Source organism: Streptomyces sp. NPDC046900, assembly GCF_040644975.1.
Taxonomy (GTDB): Bacteria; Actinomycetota; Actinomycetes; order Streptomycetales; family Streptomycetaceae; genus Streptomyces.
The window spans coordinates 211,017-230,289 of record NZ_JBEYXD010000003.1 but is presented as its reverse complement, the minus strand read 5'-3'; the positions used below and the strand labels follow the sequence as shown (position 1 = coordinate 230,289).

General features: G+C 70.4%; 14 protein-coding genes, 1 other RNA gene and 3 pseudogenes. 9 read left to right on the top strand and 9 right to left on the bottom strand.

The window, feature by feature from the left end; genetic code table 11:
* Positions 1–343: 343 nt before the first annotated feature.
* A pseudogene (gene pknB, locus ABZ904_RS05155) lies at positions 344–1,585 on the top strand (Stk1 family PASTA domain-containing Ser/Thr kinase); the annotation flags it as partial.
* Between the two features lie 1,117 nt (positions 1,586–2,702).
* Here pknB and ABZ904_RS05150 read toward each other — a convergent pair.
* Both ABZ904_RS05150 and ABZ904_RS05145 read right to left on the bottom strand, forming a co-directional pair.
* Positions 2,703–3,026 carry a hypothetical protein gene (locus ABZ904_RS05150; protein WP_359393329.1) on the bottom strand — a complete coding sequence of 108 codons (324 nt, stop codon included), beginning with the start codon at positions 3,024–3,026 and terminating at the stop codon, positions 2,703–2,705.
* Positions 3,027–3,436: 410 nt separating this feature from the next.
* On the bottom strand, positions 3,437–4,333 hold the full coding sequence (locus tag ABZ904_RS05145) for an RNA polymerase sigma-70 factor (RefSeq protein ID WP_359393327.1): 897 nt from the start codon (positions 4,331–4,333) through the stop codon (positions 3,437–3,439).
* Between the two features lie 400 nt (positions 4,334–4,733).
* Here ABZ904_RS05145 and ABZ904_RS05140 point away from each other — a divergent pair, with 400 nt between their 5' ends.
* Positions 4,734–5,168 (top strand): PAS domain-containing protein, encoded by a 435-nt coding sequence (locus tag ABZ904_RS05140; RefSeq protein WP_360988867.1) that lies wholly within the window; start codon positions 4,734–4,736, stop codon positions 5,166–5,168.
* A complete protein-coding gene (locus tag ABZ904_RS05135; protein WP_360988864.1) occupies positions 5,165–7,615 on the top strand; it encodes a SpoIIE family protein phosphatase in 2,451 nt (816 codons plus the stop codon). The genes ABZ904_RS05140 and ABZ904_RS05135 overlap by 4 nt, the downstream gene beginning before the upstream one ends.
* 304 nt (positions 7,616–7,919) lie before the next feature.
* On the opposite strand, the gene rnpB is transcribed toward ABZ904_RS05135, so the two are convergent.
* The 4 genes and pseudogenes from rnpB to ABZ904_RS05115 all read right to left on the bottom strand — a co-directional run bounded on the left by rnpB (position 7,920) and on the right by ABZ904_RS05115 (position 10,761).
* Positions 7,920–8,340, bottom strand: an RNA gene (gene rnpB / locus ABZ904_RS05130) — RNase P RNA component class A.
* 115 nt (positions 8,341–8,455) lie between these two features.
* Positions 8,456–9,172: pseudogene (locus ABZ904_RS05125) on the bottom strand (DMT family transporter); the annotation flags it as partial.
* An 84-nt stretch (positions 9,173–9,256) separates the two neighbouring features.
* A complete protein-coding gene (locus ABZ904_RS05120) occupies positions 9,257–10,111 on the bottom strand; it encodes an AraC family transcriptional regulator (RefSeq protein ID WP_359393321.1) in 855 nt (284 codons plus the stop codon).
* 63 nt (positions 10,112–10,174) lie between these two features.
* Positions 10,175–10,761, bottom strand: a pseudogene (locus ABZ904_RS05115) (Uma2 family endonuclease).
* Between the two features lie 192 nt (positions 10,762–10,953).
* Between ABZ904_RS05115 and ABZ904_RS05110 the strand changes: the two are divergent.
* The 4 genes from ABZ904_RS05110 to eda all read left to right on the top strand — a co-directional run bounded on the left by ABZ904_RS05110 (position 10,954) and on the right by eda (position 13,874).
* Complete coding sequence (locus ABZ904_RS05110) at positions 10,954–11,700, top strand: MerR family transcriptional regulator (protein WP_359393319.1); 747 nt, start codon at positions 10,954–10,956, stop codon at positions 11,698–11,700.
* On the top strand, positions 11,697–12,296 hold the full coding sequence (locus ABZ904_RS05105; RefSeq protein ID WP_361821207.1) for a hypothetical protein: 600 nt from the start codon (positions 11,697–11,699) through the stop codon (positions 12,294–12,296). Before ABZ904_RS05110 ends, ABZ904_RS05105 begins: the two co-directional genes overlap by 4 nt.
* A gap of 34 nt (positions 12,297–12,330) precedes the next feature.
* On the top strand, positions 12,331–13,131 hold the full coding sequence (yaaA, locus tag ABZ904_RS05100; RefSeq protein WP_360988855.1) for a peroxide stress protein YaaA: 801 nt from the start codon (positions 12,331–12,333) through the stop codon (positions 13,129–13,131).
* A 68-nt stretch (positions 13,132–13,199) separates the two neighbouring features.
* Positions 13,200–13,874, top strand: coding sequence for a bifunctional 4-hydroxy-2-oxoglutarate aldolase/2-dehydro-3-deoxy-phosphogluconate aldolase (eda, locus tag ABZ904_RS05095; RefSeq protein ID WP_359393313.1), 675 nt, complete (start codon positions 13,200–13,202; stop codon positions 13,872–13,874).
* Here the strand turns inward: eda and ABZ904_RS05090 are convergent.
* The 3 genes from ABZ904_RS05090 to ABZ904_RS05080 are packed head-to-tail and all read right to left on the bottom strand — an operon-like array spanning position 13,849 to position 16,796.
* Positions 13,849–15,150, bottom strand: a complete 1,302-nt coding sequence (locus tag ABZ904_RS05090; RefSeq protein WP_359393311.1) for a bifunctional RNase H/acid phosphatase — start codon at positions 15,148–15,150, stop codon at positions 13,849–13,851. The genes eda and ABZ904_RS05090 overlap by 26 nt on opposite strands.
* A 12-nt stretch (positions 15,151–15,162) precedes the next feature.
* Positions 15,163–15,906: a C4-type zinc ribbon domain-containing protein gene (locus tag ABZ904_RS05085; RefSeq protein ID WP_360989441.1), complete on the bottom strand. Its 744-nt coding sequence runs from the start codon at positions 15,904–15,906 to the stop codon at positions 15,163–15,165.
* Positions 15,903–16,796, bottom strand: a complete 894-nt coding sequence (locus tag ABZ904_RS05080; RefSeq protein ID WP_360988849.1) for a Nif3-like dinuclear metal center hexameric protein — start codon at positions 16,794–16,796, stop codon at positions 15,903–15,905. The genes ABZ904_RS05085 and ABZ904_RS05080 overlap by 4 nt, the downstream gene beginning before the upstream one ends.
* Before the next feature lie 579 nt (positions 16,797–17,375).
* Between ABZ904_RS05080 and ABZ904_RS05075 the strand changes: the two genes are divergently transcribed.
* Positions 17,376–18,881: a hypothetical protein gene (locus tag ABZ904_RS05075; protein WP_361821203.1), complete on the top strand. Its 1,506-nt coding sequence runs from the start codon at positions 17,376–17,378 to the stop codon at positions 18,879–18,881.
* Positions 18,882–19,051: 170 nt separating this feature from the next.
* The gene (locus ABZ904_RS05070) at positions 19,052–19,207 is read left to right on the top strand and encodes a hypothetical protein (RefSeq protein WP_359393440.1); all 156 of its coding nucleotides are present in this window, start codon (positions 19,052–19,054) and stop codon (positions 19,205–19,207) included.
* Positions 19,208–19,273: the final 66 nt, after the last annotated feature.

Below are 19,273 nucleotides of genomic sequence, written 5' to 3'. Positions count from 1 at the left end.
AGAGGTACTTGCTTCGGCGGTGGGCGTCTCGTAGCGGGTGCCGCAGACTGGTGACTCCACCTACGTGGCGACCACCAGCCCTTTGAGACGGCCCGTCATAGCGTCACCTCCTGGAGCGCCAACGGCGACCTCTACGAGGCACTTCGCGGCCTGCAACCCAAGCTGCGGCTAAAGCGACGTCGGACCACGCCGAACGGTGGATCCCGGGCTAAGATCGCGCAGTCGCCGTTGTGGTCACCGCACGTCGAAGCGGTTAGCGAGGGCTTCATCGCCTCCCCGAACCCAGTGGTCGAGGTTCGGGCTCCGGGAGGCTCCGACAAGGGGAGAGGCAGGGGGACTCACTATGGAAGAGCCGCGTCGCCAAGGCGGCCGGTACGAGGTGGGCACGATACTCGGCCGTGGCGGTATGGCCGAGGTCCATCTCGCCCATGACATCCGCCTGGGCCGCACCGTCGCGGTGAAGACGTTGCGGGTGGACCTCGCCCACGATCCGTCGTCCCAGGCCCGGTTCCGCAGGGAGGCCCAGTCAGCCGCCTCGCTCAATCATCCCGCGATCTGCGCGGTCCACGACACCGGCGAGGACTTCGTCGACGGCGTCTTGATCCCGTACATCGTCATGGAATACGTGGACGGCTCGACCCTGCGCGAGCTGCTGCACAGCGGTCGCGAGCTGCTGCCCGAGCGCGCCATGGAGATGACCGTCGGCGTCCTCCAGGCGCTGGAGTACTCGCACCGCAACGGCATCGTCCACCGGGACATCAAGCCCGCCAACGTGATGCTCACCCGCACCGGCCAGGTGAAGGTGATGGACTTCGGCATCGCGCGCGCGATGGGCTCCGGCATGACGATGACGCAGACGGCCGCAGTGATCGGCACGGCGCAGTACCTCTCGCCGGAACAGGCGATGGGCGAGACCGTTGATGCCCGCTCCGACCTGTACTCCACCGGCTGCCTGCTCTACGAACTGCTCACCGTTCGGCCGCCCTTCATCGGCGACTCCCCGGTCGCCGTCGCCTACCAGCACGTACGCGAGGCCCCGCAACCGCCGAGCGTCTTCCGCCCTGAGATCCCACCCGAGGTGGACGCGATCGTCCTGAAGGCGCTGGCCAAGGACCCTGGCTACCGCTACCAGTCCGCCGACGAGATGCGCGCGGACATCGAGGCGCACCTTGACGGACAGCCGGTCGCCGCGACGGCCGCGCTCGGCGTCGTCGGATACGGGTACGGCGGATACACGGACAGCGCACCGACCACCGCCCTGCCGGCGCTGCAGCAGTCGCGTCCCGCGTTTGCCCAGCAGCCCCCGCAACAGTCTGGCTACAGCGACGACGGCGGCCGCCCGGGCGGCGCCGGCTTCGACTCCGGGTACCCTGATCCGGCTCGCGCCGCAGGTCGGCGTCTGTCGCTGGGTGCGCTCATCGGCATCGTGGCCGGTCTCGCTCTGATCGGCATAGTCGTGGGCACCGCGCTGGACGTCGGCGGCAACAACGGCAACGACCAGCAGCCGGCCGCCAACACCTCCGCCGCCTCGGGCAGCGGCCAGTCCGGGACGGACACCGCGCAGGCCCAGGCGAAGTCGCTCGACGCGCTGCTGCAGTCGAGCAACAGCAGCCGCACGGCGGTGATCGACGCGGTCGCCTCCATCAAACAGTGCAGCAACCTGGCTGGTTCGGCGACCGACCTGCGCACCGCCGCAAGTCGGCGCGACGACCTGGTCACCAAGCTCTCCCAGCTCACCTTCGACAAACTACCCAACCACGGCGACCTGGTGGCCCAGCTCACCACGGCCTGGAAGGCGTCCGCCGCCGCCGACAACCACTACGCCGCCTGGGCCGACCAGGCGGCCGGCGCCAAGGGCTGCCATAACGGCCACGCGACGAAAACCGAGCAGACCGACCAGGGCAACGCGGCCAGCGGGCAGGCGACCCTCGCCAAGAAGAAGGCTGCCGCCCTGTGGAACCCCATAGCGCAGCAGTACGGTCTCCGGCAGCACCAGTTCAACAAGCTCTGAGCCGCTGGCCGCGGCACTGAGTAGACCGTATGAGCCGAGCCGGTCACCGAGACGACAGGACAGGTTCGGGCCGCTGCGGTGACGGGGTCGACGTGCCCCATCGCGTCGAGGGCTTCGGTGCGGAGGCGCTCGCGCCGCATTACCAGCGGATCCTGTCGGTCCTGGCCGCACCGGAGGCCGCTTGCGGGACGCGGGCGATGAACGCTCGAATTGAAGACCGTGCTGTACAGCAGGGAAGCACAGCAACCGACCACGACCAGCAGCGCCCTTCAGGGCCATAGCGCAACCGGTATGACCGTCTCCGACCGATCCACATAGAGCTACGGTCAGAAGGTAGCTGTGCCCCACACCACCCCTGGCCGACCCCCCTGACGGCAGTCTGACGGCAACGACAACGGACGTCAGCGTACGCAGCGGTATGTCACGGGGCGTCGATGTCGGTCGTTGTCGGGCCGGATCATGATCTGGCCGAACGATCAACTCGCCTGAAAAGCAGAGGATCGGCTGTGCCCTGCGTGCCCGTTGCGTGCGCGGTCCGGCGGGGCGCAACGGGAACTCACGAGGAACAACGGTGCCGATCGCGCTCCGACCCAGGTCAGGGACTTGCCAGGTCAGCCGCCATCCGCATACGGCGTCTTCCAAACTGGTGCTCCAGGGACGCAGCGGCGCTTGACCGCGTCATCGATTCGGCTCACCAGGCGCCGACGCCCGCCAGCAGGCAGGCGAGCTGGTAACTGCCCAGCCCGGACGCGAGTGTTGCCGCGCCCATGGCCAAGAACCCGGCGAACGCATGCCCGACCTCGGGCGCGGATGACCAGGGTTCCCGGCCCAGGCGGGCTCGAGCATGCCTGCTCGCTTTGAGCGAAGCACCGCCCGGTCGGGCATCGGCTGTCTCGACTGCCTCGCGGACGGCTCCGATGACCGCCTTGTCGCCGGAGTCGACGGCCAGGCGCACCCCGTGCTGGTCGCGCAAGCGCAACTCGTCCGTCGAGCCGCCGAATCGGCCGATCAGCATGGCCGGCCGAAGTCAGCTCGGCTTGCTTGATGACAATCAACTCGCCGCGGTCCGGCACGGCCTCGACGTACCAGAGGCCGCCTTCCTCATCAGCATGGCGAAAGTGGTGCCATACGGTGGCGCCCTCATCGAGTGCCCGGTAGTGCGCCATGATCTCTGCTGCGTTGCGCGCCAGGTCGACCACGAGACCATCGTGCCAGCGAGCGCAAACGGCTGCACCGTCCTGACATCCACGAGTGACATCAAGGGCGCCGGACGCCAACACTCCTAGGCGGTCTGGCATGGCCAATGTGGCCGGGAGGCTCCCCGGCAGTATCGAGGAGGGATCGAACTTACAAGGCAGTGGTCTTCAAGCCTCAGAACGCTATGCGCGCCGCTTTGGCCCACCCAGGTCCAAGTTCCCGACTGGCTCAACTGTCCAGAGATGCCACGTAGGAAGCCAGCTTGGCAGGGCTCACGACCCACATGATGCGTTCGATGCCGCGTTCCGACACATCAGCGGTCACAAGAGCCACCGCGTCACCGTGGCGCATCACGAGGGCAGCTGGCCTGCCGTTTGCCTCTACCCAGCGGATATCTGTCTCGGGCCAGAAGCGCGGGGAGTATGCGACAAGGGTCTTGGAGACATGTGGGCGGCCGACGATCGGAATCTTGGATGCCCCGCGCTTCCCTGCACCGTCGGCGTAGCTGACCACGTCGGCGGCGAGAAGCTTCTCCAGGGCCGCCAGATTGCCGGTTTGCGCCGCTTCGACGAACGCCCTCAGCAGACGGCGGTGAGCGGTAGAGCTGACCGGCTCTTTGCGTTCCGCTGTCAGGTGCTTCCGGGCACGGCTTACCAACTGGCGCGTATTGGCTTCGCTCGTCTCCAAGATATCCGCGATCTGTTTGTACGGGTAGATAAAGGCTTCCCTCAGCACGTAAGCAGCACGTTCCACGGGGTTCAACTTCTCCAGAAGGAAAAGAACCGCCATGTCGAGTACCTCTGCCCGTTCCGCCCCCAACTGCGGATCCGCGCTCGTATCGATCGGCTCCGGAAGCCAAGGCCCGATGTAGGACTCGCGCTGCATCCTGGCGGACTTGGCATGGTTGATTGACAGGCGGGTGGTGATCGTGGTCAGGAACGCCGCCGGCTTCTGGATGTCGGCATGGTCGATGGTCTGCCACCGCAGCCATGCCTCCTGGACGATGTCCTCGGCTTCCGCGGCACTGCCAAGCACGCGGTAGGCGATGCCGAACAGTCGGGGACGCGCCGCCATGAAATCCCGTGTTGCCTGCTCAAGGGAGTCTGCTTTTTCACGCGTGCGCATGAGTGGCCTCCAACTCGTGATCACCATGCTATTAGTGGGCACAGTGGGGCGCTCGCCGAGATGGGCAGGTGTCCCGCTCCCCTCCAGCGGTTGACTCAGGTCACCTTCACCTGGACCACGTGCGCTCGTACTGGTGGATCTTGTTCCAGTCAACGCCGTCGAACGCTGGCACCCACGCGAATCCAGCACCCAGGGGTGCTGTGTCCCAGCCGTGCCTAATGGCGTCTCCACTCACGGCCCGATACCGAGCCCAATCGTTCAGTGACTTTCGGTTTGATTTGCGGAGCTGTCACAAAGTGGAGGGCTGGTTTGACATTCGACCGAAAGGGTTGAAATGGGGCCTCTCTTCCCCCGGCTGCGCAAGGACAACATCCCAATGTTGACAGAAAACATCACAAAGGTGACTCTCGGTAGCGAGGTCAACGGCCTCGGCATGTCCGGCACAGCATTCGCGCTGCTCGACGAACTGGGCACGGTTGTCGGATGGACGCAGGCTGCCCAGCGGCTCGTCGGTCATGGTGCCGGGGACATCATGGGCCGTTCTGCCGCCCTGGTGGTGCCGTCCTTCGAGGCAGCAGCCACCACCTCAGGGTTCGTCGAGCGCTGCCTCGCCGAGAACGGCCGGCCGGGCGCGACGTCTGTACGCCACCGCGGCGGTCACCTGATCGACATCAGCCTGCGGATCACGGCACTGCGAGGCCAGGACCCGGCCGAGGTCGTCCACATCCTGCCGGGACACATGCGGCTCCAGCCGTCCACCCCGCCATGGTCCCGGCCGCCGCAGCCGACCTGCGTGAGAACGACAGCCACCTGCGTGAGGAGGACAGCTCGATGACCAACACGGACAGGATGACCCTTGGCAAACGATTGAACACGCGCGAGATATCCGAGTCGGCGGTCGCGATGCTCGACGAGAGTGGGACGGTGGTCGCATTGACGCAGGCCGCCGAGCGGATTCTCGGGTACTCCGCCGGGGACGTGGTGGGCCGGTCCGCCACACTCGTGCTGCCGTCTTCCGAGGAAACGCCGACGATATCGGCGTTCATCGAGCAGTGGCGTGCCCAAAATGACTGGTCGGGCATGATCACGGTGCGCCACCGCGACGGCCGCATGCTCGACATCGCCCATCGGATCTCGACGTTGAAGGGGCAGGACGGAACATTCCGGTGGCTTGTGTCCGTCACCGACGTCGGCACTCTCTCCCAGGAAGCGATAAACGGAACGGTGCGGGAGTCGCTCCGCACCCACGCGCCGATCGGCATCGTCGTTCGTGACCCGCAGCTGCGTTGCGTCTGGGCGAACGACACGATGGAGAGCCACGACGGCATCTCCCTCGACCGGCGGCTCGGCCGGCGACTCACCGAGTGCCTGCCCGGCTTCGAGGCCGAAGCCCTCGAAGCGGCGATGCAGCAGGCGCTGCGGAACGGCACCACCGCGGTCCACGAGCACCGGGCGTGGCCGACGGAAGATCCGCGCCGGGAGCATGTGTTCTCGGTCTCGTACTCCTGCCTCCAGGACGCGGACGGCAAGACAGTGGCGGTGTGCGCCATCAGCGTGGATGTCACCGGCAATCAGCGGACGCGCGAGCGCTTTGCCATCCTCAGCCAGGCCCGCACGCGTATCGGCAGCACCCTGGACGTCATGCAGACCGGGCAGGAACTGGCCGACCTTGCCGTGCCCGTGCTGGCCGACTTCGCCTACGTCGAACTGGCGGAGTCCATCCCGTTCGGCGAAGAGCCCCCGACCCCCATCGACATGAGCGATCGCCCTCCCGTATTCCTCCGTGCCGGTCAGGCCTCGATCCACCCAGGAGTCCCGGAGTCGTCCTTTGCGCGAGGGGAGACGGTTTTCGTCCCCGCAACCTTGCCGCACGCCGGCGTTCTGCGCACAGGGAGGTCCTACCTGGAACCGGTGCTGGACACCTCTCCTGGGGCATGGATCGACCACGACCCGGCGCGGGCGCAAAAGATCCGTGAGAACGGGACGCATTCCCTGATGATCGTGCCCATCATTGCGCGACGCGCCGTCCTGGGTATCGCGCTGTTCCTCCGCACCGAGGACCCCGTCCCCTTTCACGAGGATGACCTGCTCCTCGCCGAGGAGCTCGTCACCCGGGCCGCGCTGGCCTTGGACAACGCCCGCCGATACACGCGCGAACGCACCGCGGCCCTCGCACTCCAACGCAACCTGCTCCCCCACCGTTTGATGGGCGGCGCGGCGGTCGAGGCGGCCTGGCGCTACCTGCCGGCCGACACGGAAGCCGGCGTCGGAGGTGACTGGTTCGATGTGATCCCGCTGTCCGGCGCCCGGGTGGCCCTCGTCGTCGGCGATGTCGTCGGACACGGCATCAACGCCGCCGCGACCATGGGCAGGCTCCGCACCGCCGTACGCACGCTCGCCGACCTGGAGATGCCCCCCGACGAACTGCTGGCCCGTCTCGACGGCACGTTCCAGCGACTGGCCGAGGAAGACGCCAACGCCGCGGACCAGACCCCCACGGTTGTAGGCGCCACCTGCCTGTACGCCGTCTACGACCCGGTCACCCGAAAGTGCACCATGGCACGGGCCGGGCACCCCCCGCCCGTGATCATCGACCCGCAGGGCCAGGTCACCTTCCCCGACCTGCCCACCGGAAGCCCACTCGGCATCGGGCTGGGGGTTCCCTTCGAGGCCGTGGAGCTGGCACTGACCGAGGGAAGTCTCCTCGCCCTCTACACCGACGGCCTGATCGAAACCCGCGACCACGACATCGACGTGGGAATGCGCCGCCTGGCCACCGCCCTGGCCCAACCGGATCGCTGCCTGGAAGACCTGTGCGCCCGAGCGACGCAGACCCGCCCGCGTCAGGCACCGTCCGACGACGTCACCCTGCTCCTGGTGCGGACCCGCTCCCTCAATCCCGCCCAGGTCGCCTCCTGGACGCTTCCGAACGACCAAACCGCTGTCCGCAGCGCCCGGCACATGGCGGCCCGTCAGCTGACCGAATGGGGCCTGGAAGGTCTCCAGGACCCGACGCAACTGATCGTCAGTGAACTGGTCACCAACGCCGTCCGCCACAGCACCGGCCCGATCGGACTGCGTCTGATCCAGCATCAAGTCCTGACCTGCGAAGTGTTCGACACCGACGCCAGCTTCCCGCGTCTGAGTCACGCACGCGCCATCGACGAAAACGGCCGCGGACTCTTCCTGGTCACCCAGCTGTCCCGCAGATGGGGCACCCGCCCGGAATCGGGCGGCAAAGTCATCTGGGCCGACCTGGACTCCGCACCCTCACACGGTTGAGCAGACGCCCGGCCACGTCCACGGCCGGGCCGTCCCTGGGACGTCCGAGGCCGGAACGTCAGCCTCACCACCCCGCCCACGAGCTCACTCACCACGCACAGCGTGTTCTCACGCTCGACGCTCAGGCCGACGGCCTTCGGCTGCAGCGCACACCGCTGGACGCCTCCCCGGAGAGGTACGCGAGTGCACAACGTGTGCACACTCGCGCGGGAACGCCCCGGGAACTCGCAGGCCGAAGCGGGCACTGCCCGGACACGGTAAAGGGCCCCGACCAGACCATAAGCCCGGGTCAAAGCCCAGACGGCAGACGAGTCGGGCTGTACGCCGGGTTCTGTCCCCCGAGGTCCTCGCGGCCCTCAGGGTGACGGCCATCCATCTAGGACCGGCGTTGCCGCCGGCCTCGTGCGGTCTACCCGCGGACTCGGGCGGGCAGCCCTCGAACGTCCGCGCAGGAACGCCCCTTCTTTCGGAGGGGTGCCCCCTTTTGACCTTGCTCCGGGTGGGGTTTACCGAGCTGCCCAGGTCACCCTGGGCACTGGTGGTCTCTTACACCACCGTTTCACCCTTACCGGGGCCGTACGCATACGGTCCCGGCGGTTTGCTTTCTGTGGCACTGTCCCGCGGGTCACCCCGGGTGGCCGTTAGCCACCACCTTGCCCTGTGGAGCCCGGACGTTCCTCGGGGAACCCCCTAGGGGGACTCCACGCGGCCGTCCGCCCGGCTCGTCTGCCGTATCGACCATGGTACCGGGCGTGCCGAGCGCTTGGGTGCCGCGGCCGTCGCCAGCACCGAGCCGGCGAGGATCAACGCGAAGGCGACGACGATGCCCGCCGTCAGCCGCTCGTCCAGGAAGATCGCGCCCGCCCCGACCGCGACCGCCGGATTGACGTACGTGATGACCGTCGAGCGGGTCGGGCCCACCTCCTTGATCAGCTCCAGGAAGGCCACGAAGGCGACGGCGGTGCAGATGACGCCCAGTCCGGCGAGCGCGGCCAGCACTTGCGCGGACGGCACGGTGCTCGGCCAGGTGGCCGCGGCGGCCGGGGCGTACACCAGTGCCGCGAGGGTCAGGCAGGGCGCCGTGAGGTGGAGCGAGGGCACGTCCTTCATGTACCGGGCGGCTATCAGCGGCGCCGTGGCGTAGCCGAGCACGGTCACCAGCACTTCGGCCAGGGAGCGCGCGTCGCCGCCGGTCAGATGCGGGATCGTGAGGACCGCCACGCCCCCGAGGCCGAGCGCGAGCCCGACGATCCGCCGTGCGCCGAGCCGTTCGGTGGCGCCGAAGAAGCGGGCCATGACCACGCCGACGATCGGAACGCCCGCGATGAGCAGGCCGGCGGTGGAGCTGGACAGATGGCGCTCGGCGTCGGTGAGGGTGAACCAGGGGCCGATGATCTCGATGCACGCGAAGGCCAGCATCGGTGCCCAGTGCACCCGTACGGTCCGGATCAGGCCCCCTTGGCGCACCGCGAAGGGCAGCAGGAGCAGGGCACCCAGCGCACAGCGCGTGAACACCACCATGGACGGGGACACGGCGTCCACCGCCACCTTGATCATCAGGTAGGGGACGCCCCAGATCACTCCCATCAGGGAGAACAGGAACCAGCCGCGTGCAGTCATACCGGCAGTGTCGGCGTCTGCTCACCCCGCGTCTTGAACGCTGTTGCGGTACACCGTCACGGACACGCTCGTGCGGTACGCCGCCGGGGTCACCCCGAGCACCCGCCGGAACCAGCGCGTCAGATGCGCCTGGTCGGCGAAGCCGACGAGGGCGGCCACCTCGGCAGGGCGCAGGCCGGCCTCCAGCAGGGTCCTGGCCCGGTTCACCCGGTGCTGGGCGAGCCAGGCGTACGGAGGCACTCCCATGGTCGTGCGGAAGGCACGGAGCAACTGGTAGCGGGACAGGCCGAGCCCGGCGGCGAGGTCGGCGAGGGAGGGCGGGGTGACGAGTTCGTCGGCGAGACGGTCCCGTACGACGTGGGCGATGGAGGCCGCGCCGGGGATCGCGTCGTCGAGCGCGCGGGCCGTGGAGTGGCGCCGGGCGAGCGCCGTGAGCAGCCAGGGCAGGCGCGACTCGGCCTCCAACGGGTCAGGACAGACGCTCAGTTCGGTGTGGGTGGCACGCAGCGCGGCGACGAGTTCTGGGTCGTCGACGACGGGTTCGCGGAAGTGCGGGAGGCCGCCCAGGATGCCGTCGGCGAGCAGCGACGGCTCCGCGTACAGGGCGCGGTAGGCGTAGCCGTCGGTGGCGGTGGCGGGTGCACCGGTGTGCATCTCACCGGGGTCGAGGACGACGATCGTGCCCGGTCCGGTGCGGATGTGGCCGCCGCGGTAGTCGATGACCTCGGAGCCGCCGGTGCAGACGCCGATCGTGTACTCGTCGTGGGCGTGCGGGGCGTAGCGGTGCTGGTCGAAGCGGGCGGTGAGCAGGTCAAGCGACGGCCCGCAGCGGCCGAGATGTGCCCTGGTCCAATGGGCCTGTTCACGTGCGCTCACCCTGCACCCCCCTCATCTGGGGGTGCAACGCCTTCAGCGCCCGTTTCCATACCGCCGAGAAGCTCAGAGGAAGTCGGTCGTGTCCAGTTCGAAGGCGAACGGCTCGGGGAGGGTCAGCGACTTGCCGAAGGGGAACGTGCGGTGCTGGCGGTAGTCGTCCTTCTCGGGTTCGCTGAACAAGGCGATCGAAGAGGCTTCGCGGTCGACCAGCAAGTAGAGTCGACCAGCAAGTAGAGGGGGATGCCGCCGCGGGCGTAGCAGCGGCGTTTGACCTCGCGGTCGGTCCTGGGCTTGGTCGACGACACCTCCAGCACCATGGCGACTCCCTCGCAGGGCATCCAGGGGTCGGCGCTCCGGTAGAGGCGCATATCCCTGGGGGCGAATGTGCCGTCCGGGATGATGTGGTCTTTCGGGGCTCCACCCTCGTTCTTCGGCTTCAGCCCCTTGTTCCCGGAGAACTGCATGTCGGTCCGGGACCGCCTCTACATCTGCATCACGATCGACTCGATGTAGTCCTCGTGATCCCCGTCCGGCGGCGGGGTCACAACGATCTCCCCCTCGATCAGCTCAGCCCTGAAACCCTCCGGGGTGTCCAGAGCGAGAAACCCCTCCAGCAGGACCTCTGCCTGCGTAAGCGGCTCATGGGCCATGGCAGTCACGTCACCCCCTCCTCCGGTCGCTCGCCAGACTGGGACATCGGAAGATCAACTGTCCGTGAGCTCGGGAACCGTTCCCTCGATCGTGGCACACGATCACGGCCACCGTCAGGGACATCCGGGCACGTCGGAGGCGGCGAGGTCCTCGCTTGACCCTGCCGCGACGTCAGCGTTTGTACTGGTGCCATGCGGATCGGAGAACTGGCCGCGGCCGTCGGCGTCACCACACGGACCGTGCGCCACTACCATCATCTCGGGCTCCTGCCCGAACCTGACCGGCGCCCCAACGGCTATCGGGACTACGGACTGCGGCATGCCGTGGTCCTCGCCCGGATACGGCGGCTGGCCGAGCTGGGCCTCGGTCTCGCCGAGGTGCGGGACGTGCTCGCGGACGACGAGGGGCGCGACCTCGCCGAGGTGCTCGCGGAGCTGGACGAGGACCTGGCGCGGCAGGAGGCGGCGATCCGTGAGCGCCGGGCCCGGCTGCGCCTGCTGCTGGAGCGGGGCCGGCCGGGCGAGGACCCCGTCTCCCCCGAGCTCGCCGCCCTGTTCGCCGGGATGGAGCGCTTCCTCGATTCCCCCATGGCCGCCAAGGACCGCGAGGTGCTGGCACTGATCGAGACCGCGGCCGGACCCGAGGAGCGGAAGCGGCTGGCGGCCGCACTGGGCGAGGCGTTCGGGGACCCGGCCGCCGTGGAACAGGCGCAGGACGTCTATGCGCTGCTCGACGCGCTCGTGGACGCCGACGTGGACGATCCGCGGGTCGAGGAGGCCGCCCGGGCGGTCGAAGCGTGCCTGCCGGACGGTCTGGTGCCCGAGGAGGGCATCGACGACGACCACGCCTTCCTGCATGCGCTCTACGCGGACATGTCACCGGCCCAGGCGGAAGCCGTCCGCCGCGCGCTGCGGATGCACCTGCGGGGCCGGCGATGAGAACGGTGTGCGTCCTGGTGCGGCACGAGATGCGGCTCCTCGCGAGCCTGGCGCTGTGGGCCACGCGCCGGACCCACGGGACGGCCGGCGGACAGGCCTTCGGATACGCACGGGGACAGGGCGCGGTGCTGTCCGGGTTCGCGTTCGTGTGCGTGGTGGAGACCTTCACCACGTCCGTGCTGCTGCGCGGCCGGCCGTTGCTGCACCGGGTGGTGCTGTTCCTGGACGTCTACACCGTCGTCTTCGTCGTCGCCCTGTACGCGGCCCACATGGTGCGCCCGCACGTACTCGACCGCACATGTCTGCGCGTCCGCCGGGCCGCCCACGTCGATCTGCGCATCCCGCTGGAGCGCATCGGGACCGTGCGCCGCGAACTGCGCACCGTGCACGAACGCCGCGAGGGCGAACTGGACCTCCCGGTCGGCTCCCAGACCTCCATCACGCTCGAACTGACCGAGCCGGTCGCCCACCTCACCTTTTTCGGCCACAGCCGCCCGGTCCGCGTCGTCCGCTTCCACGCCGACGACGCCGACCGCGTCGTACGGGCGCTCACGCAGGCGCGATCGGCACGGCCCCAGGGGGACCCCGTAACCTGACGAACGCCCCACCACTCGCTCCTGAGGAGAATCCGTGCTCGTCCTGCTCCCGCCCTCCGAAGGCAAGGCGTCCTCCGGTCGCGGTGCCCCGCTGGACCTCGGGTCGCTGTCGCTGCCGGGGCTGACCGCCGCGCGGGAGGCCGTCCTGGCCGAGCTGGTGGAGCTGTGCGCGGGCGACGAGGACAAGGCGAGCGAGGTGCTCGGACTCAGTGAGGGCCTGCGCGGGGAGGTCGCGAAGAACACCGGGCTGCGGACCGCGGGAGCGCGGCCCGCGGGGCAGATCTACACCGGTGTGCTGTACGACGCACTGGATCTGTCCTCGCTGGACACGGCGGCGAAGCGGCGTGCGTCCGCGTCGCTCCTGGTCTTCTCCGGCCTGTGGGGCGCGGTCCGTGTGACCGACCGCATCCCCTCGTACCGCTGCTCGATGGGAGCGAAGCTGCCCGGACTCGGGGCGCTCGCCTCCCACTGGCGCACGCCGATGGCCACCGTCCTGCCCGAAGTGGCGGGCGACGGACTGGTGCTCGACCTGCGCTCCTCCGCGTACACGCCCGCATGGCGGCCGAAAGGCGTCGTCGCCGGGCGGACGGCGACCGTGCGGGTACTGCACTCCCAGATGGTGGACGGCGTGGAGAAGCGCTCGGTCGTCAGCCACTTCAACAAGGCGACGAAGGGGCGCATCGTCCGCGCCCTGCTCACGGCCGGAGCCGCGCCCAAGCACCCGGCGGCGCTTGTGGAGGCGCTGAGAGACCTCGGCTATGTGGTGGAGGCCGAGGCGCCCGCCGGACCGGGGAAGGCGTGGTCCCTGGACGTGGTGGTGACGGAGATCCACTGACACCCGGAGGCATTGCAGCATGTGCAATGACCTTTGCGCATGCTGTTTTCGCTGGGCAGGATACGGCCATGACCTCGCCACTGCCCTCGTCGCCGTCCGCCGTTCCGGTCCTCGATCTCGCGCCCGTCGTCCCCGTGGTCGTTCTGGACGAGGCGGCCGATGCCGTGCCCCTGGCGCGGGCGCTCGTGGCGGGCGGGCTGCCCGCGATCGAGGTGACGCTGCGCACCCCGGCCGCGCTCGACGCGATCCGTGCGATCAGGGCCGAGGTCACGGACGCGGTGGTCGGGGCGGGCACGGTGATCAGCCCCGGGCAGGTGGACGACTGCGTGGCGGCGGGCGCACGCTTCCTGGTCAGCCCCGGCTGGACGGACACGCTGCTGGCGGCGATGCGGGCGTCCGGGGTGCCGTTCCTGCCGGGCGTGTCGACGACGTCGGAGGTCGTGGCCCTGCTGGAGCGAGGCGTACGGGAGATGAAGTTCTTCCCGGCGCAGGCGGCCGGCGGTACGGCGTATCTCAAGTCGCTCGCCGGACCGCTCCCGCAGGCCCGTTTCTGCCCCACGGGCGGCATCGGCCCGGCGAACGCCCCCGAGTATCTGGCACTGCCCAACGTCGGTTGTGTGGGGGGGACATGGATGCTGCCCGGGGACGCGGTCGCGGCGAAGGACTGGGCCCGCGTCGAGCGGCTGGCGCGGGAGGCGGCGGGGCTGCGCCGCCCGATCAGCGCAGAGGGGACGTGTCGTTGAGGAGGCGGAGACTGGCGTTGCCGTCGCCGTAGTACGCCACCGCGGTCAGCGACGCCGCCGACAGTTCCATGCGGAACAGTGCCTCGGGAGGTGCGCCGAGAGCGAGGCGGACGAGGGTCTTGATGGGCGTGACGTGCGAGACGAGCAGGACCGTGCGGCCCGCGTGGGAGGCGAGCAGCTTGTCCCGTGCGGCGGCGACCCGGCGGGCGACCCCCTCGAAGCTCTCGCCGCCGCCGCTGGGTTCGGCCTCCGGATCGCTCAGCCAGGCGTTCATGTCGTCGGGGTACCGCTCGCGCACCTCGCCGAACGTGAGACCCTCCCAGGCCCCGAAGTCCGTCTCGCGCAGCTCCTCCTCCACGCTGACGTCGAGTCCCAGGCGGGCGGCGGCGATCCCGGCCGTTTCACGGCAGCGCGCGAGCGGCGAGGAGACGACGGCCTCGATGGTCCCGCGTGCGGCGAGCGCTCCGGCCACGAGTTCGGCCTGGCGGCGTCCGACCTCGGAGAGCGCCGGGTCGCTGCCGCCGCTGCCGGAGAACCGCTTGAGCGGGGTGAGGGCCGTCTCGCCGTGGCGCAGCAGCACGAAGGTGGTGGGGGTGCCGAGGTCGGGCGGGGCCGAGGCGACGTTACGGGCGGCCCGGACGTCGGCGTCGGCCCGCTCCGCCCGGCCGGGCCCGGCGCTCGCGGCCGCGCCCTCCTGCCGCCGGTCCGGTGAACGGACGCCGGAGGACGAAGCGGCCGAGGCCGCCAGGGCCGCCCGCGCCCGCGCAGCGCCGGCGCTCGCATCAGCCGGCGGCCCCACCGGATCAGGCGCCGTCACACCGTTCACGTCCAGGTCCGCGGTGGACCGGGACGCGTCCCACTGCTCGCCCCGCTTCCCCGCGTCCATCGCCTCGTTGGCCAGACGGTCCGCGTGCTTGTTGCGTTCGCGCGGGATCCACTCGTACGTGACCTGCCCGGCGGGGAAGACGGCGGCCGCCTGCATCGCCAGCGGTCTCATGTCCGGGTGCTTGATCTTCCAGCGGCCGGACATCTGCTCCACGACCAGCTTGGAGTCCATGCGGACCGACACCCGTGCGTCCGGGTCCAGTTCGCGGGCCGCACGCAGCCCGGCCAGCAGTCCCCGGTACTCGGCGACGTTGTTGGTGGCGGTGCCGATGAACTCGGCCCGTTCCGCCAGCGTTCGGCCGGTCGCCGCGTCACGCACCACGCTGCCGTAGCCCGCGGGCCCCGGGTTGCCCCGGGACCCGCCGTCGGCCTCGACGATGAACTCCCGCACGCCGTACGCCTCTTACAGTCCGGACTCGGAGGTGCGCACCAGGATGCGGCGGCAGTTCTCGCAGCGCACCACCGTGTCGGGCGCGGCCGCGCGGATCTCGCTGAGCTCGGTGATCGCCAGCTCCTGGCGGCAGCCCTGGCAGGTGCGCTGGTACAGCTTGGCCGCGCCGATGCCGCCCTGCTGCTCGCGCAGCTTGTCGTACAGCTTCAGCAGATCCGCGGGCACCGAGCCCGCGACGACCTCGCGCTCCTTCGTCACCGAGGCGGCCTCACCGTCGATCTCCTCGAAGGCCGCGCCCCGGCGCGCCGTGGCGTCGTCGATCTTCGACTGCACCGACGCGACACGCTCGGTCAGCTCGGCGACCCGCTCCTGCGCGGACTCGCGGCGCTCCATCACCTCGAGGACGACGTCCTCCAGGTCGCCCTGCCGCTTGGCGAGGGAGGCGATCTCGTGCTGGAGGTTCGCCAGGTCCTTCGGCGAGGTGACCGCGCCGGAGTCGAGGCGCTGCTGGTCGCGGGTGGCACGCTGGCGCACCTGGTCCACGTCCTGCTCCGCCTTGGTCTGCTCGCGGGCGGTGTCGCTCTCCTCGGTCTGCGCGGCCACCAGCAGGTCGCGCAGCTGTGTGAGGTCCTTGGTCAGCGACTCGATCTCGGCGTGCTCGGGCAGGGACTTCCGCTTGTGCGCGAGCTGCTGCAGGCGTACGTCCAGGGACTGGACGTCGAGGAGTCGGATCTGGTCGGCGGGCGCGGCGTTCAGTTGGGGGCTCCAGGGGTATCGGACGGTGCGCGCACAGCGCTCCTCGGAAGGGCGGTGGCGGGCGCCGCGTGGGCGGTCCAGGGGTCGGTGACCGTCTTCGAGACATGGACGCGCAGGTCCCATCCGTGACGGTCGGAGATCTCGTCGAGCTGGGCGGCGGCCAGCTCGCACCAGGGCCATTCGGTGGCCCAGTGCGCCGCGTCGAGCAGCGCGAGAGGACTGTGGGCGCCGGCGGCCATGAACTCCGACGCCGGGTGATGGCGCAGGTCCGCCGTGAGGAAGGCGTCGACGCCGGCCGCGCGGACGTCGTCGAAGAGGCTGTCGCCGGAACCGCCGCTGACGGCGATCGTGCGGACCAGTGCCTCGGGGTCCCCGGCCACCCGGATGCCCTGCGCGGTGGCGGGCAGCCGCTCGGCGGCGCGGGCGGACAGCTCGCGCAGGGTCACGGGGTGGTCCAGCTCGCAGACCCGGCCGAGGCCCCGGCGGCCCTCCGGATCGGTCGGGTCCGGGACCAGGGGGCGCAGGACCCGCAGGTCGAGCGCGCCGGCGAGGGCGTCGCTGACACCGGGGTCGGCCCGGTCGGCGTTGGTGTGGGCGACGTGCAGCGCGATGTCGTTCTTGATCAGGGTGTGCACGACCCGGCCCTTGAAGGTGGACGCCGCCACCGTCGTCGTACCGCGCAGATAGAGCGGGTGGTGGGTCACCAGGAGGTCGGCGCCCAGCTCCACCGCCTCGTCGACGATCTCCTGCACGGGGTCGACGGCGAACAGGACCCGGGACACCCCCTGGCCGGGGTCACCGACGACCGTGCCGACCGCGTCCCAGGACTCGGCCCGCTCGGTGGGCCACAGGGTCTCCAGCGCGGCGATGACTTCAGACAGACGGGGCACGGGGAAAAGGCTACCTGCCCCGGGTCCCTGCCCCATCGGTCACGGACGACGGGCCGGACGGACGGGCGCGGCGGACCCGGATGCCCGCCCGGGAGGGGCCGGGCGGGCGGGTGCGAGACGCGGGTCGCGAGAGGACCTGCGCCGCGCGCCGGGGAGGTGACGAGAGGCCCGGGTCCGCGGGAGGAAAAGGTCACCAGGGGACCGGGCGGGTGCGAGAAAGGGGTCGCGAGAGGACCTGCGCCGCGCGCCGGGGAGGTGACGAGAGGCCCGGGTCCGCGGGAGGAAAAGGTCACGAGAGGACCGGCGGGCGCGAGGAAGAGGTCGCGAGAGAAGCGGGTCCGCGTCAGGGGGAGGTCGCGAGAGAACCGAGCCGCCCGCGCCAAGACGAGGCCATGAGAGAACCGGTCCCCGCCAGGCAGAGGTCGCGCGGGGGCCGTCGCGCGCCCCCTGGTGCAGCACACCCGCCCCCGTTTCCTCAGCGGAATCGCATGACGAACACCCTTATGTGTGAAGCGGCCGTCTGCCCATGTCACGCCCGTGCGTACGAAAACTAGCTTCGTTGCCGGAGGTGACCGAACGATGACGGCCTGTGCCTTCACGACCGCCGCGCCGAACGGGAACGAACGGGCCGAGCGGCCCGGATGCGTGCTCACCGCGGACGGCTCCTACGCGGCGCGTCTCGCCCTGAACGGCGAGTGCTGGTACCCGGAACGCTGGACCCTGGACGGCCCCGAACCCTACGCCGTGCCCCTGCCCGGCACCCAGCCGGAGGAACCCGGCACCGAGGTGCAGCCCCTGGCCGACGGCCGGGTGCTGATCCACCGCCTCGTCGACGGGCGGCACACGTTCTCCCTGCTCTACCCGACCGGGCCGGGGACCGGCGAACTGCCGCTCGGCGCGCTGGAGTGCCCCCGGGAGGGGACCCGGGTCCGGCTGCTCCCGCCCGCGCCCACGGGGGACCGGGCGTTCGCACTCGCCGTGGACGAGGGGTCGACGGCGCTCTGGCTGGTCGCGGGCGGACCGGGCGGACCCGAACGGCTGGCGCAGGTGCCCGGCCGGTGCTCGGGCGGGGCGTGGCTGGACCGCACGGGCCGGCTGCTGGCCCTGGACAGCACGCCCGAGTCGGGTCCCACGAAGACGGTCGTGGTGGATCTCGCGCGGGGCGGGGAGGTGTCGCCGCTGCTGCAGATCACGGACGCGAGCAACGACCGGCTGCTGCTCGCGGATCCGGACAGCGGGCTGCTGCTGATCCGCTCGGACGCGCCGTCACCGGGTGAGGACCGGCTTGGCTGGGGCGTGTTGGGGAGCACGCTGCCGGTGCGCTTCCCCGAGTGTCTGCGACTGGGCTGTCCGACGACGCCGTTCGCGATCCAGCCGGGCCAGGCCCTGATGCCGGAGAGCTGCGCGGTGGCGCTGCGGATCGACGGTGCGGCGGGCAGCTGGCTCGGGTTGTGGCGCCCGGCCGAGCGCAGGGTCCGGCATCTCGCGCCGCCGGCGGGCTGGTTGGCGGGGGCGGGGCTGTGGACGCGGGAGGGGGTGCTGCGGCTGCCGTTCGCGACGCGGGCCGTCCGGTGCGGGGTGGCGAGCCTGGCGGTGCCCAGAGGGCCGGTCGCACCGGCGGCGCCGAGGGACACGCGCGAGCAGCAGGTCGCGGAACGCCCCGAGCGGGAGGGGTCGGCACGTCCGGTGCCCCTGCGAGATGCCCCCTTCGGGAACCCCGCGGCATACGCACCGCAGAGCGCCCGGGGAAGCTCCCTCCCCGCGACCGCCCCCGGCACCCCTCCGGCACCCGAGCCCGAGGCCGCTCAGGGATCAGCCGTCCCCGCGACCGCCCCCGGCACCCCTCTGGCACCCGAGCCCGAGGCCGCTCAGGGATCACCCGTCCCCGCGACCGCCCCCGGGACACCTGTGACACCCGAGCCCGAGGTCCCCCGGAGATCTCCCCTCCCCGCGGCCGCCCCGGCGAGCGGACCCCCGTCGTCCGGACCGAGCGGCATCGTGCTCAACCGCCCCCGCTTTCGTCTTCTGACCCCCCATAGTGCTGCTTCCGGCCGTGAGACCTCCATGAGCGGGGGACGCCCATGACGGACGGCACATATGGACGGGAGCCGGGACGGTCCACGCCCGACGGGTCTTCCTCAACGAAACGGCAACAACCCGTGTCCAACCGGGGTGTCTCCTGTCACCACAGCCGCAGGTGCCCGCTAAGATCGCCCGCCTGTACGAAGGTCATATCTACGGGGTGAAGACTTCCGATGAGCGTGAACGACACCAGCACCACCCAGCCGCCCGGTACCGGGGCCGGCGAGCCCGACGGGCACGGCCGGCACCGCGGTCCGGTATCCGCCCGGGAGACCGACGTGACCCCCAACGGGCGTCACCGCAAGCCTTCCGAGCGGACCGCCGCGTGACGTCCGATCAGCAGGCGATCGCTTTCTGAAGGTGCATCGGTTCCACCGAGGGCCCCGTCCGTTCCT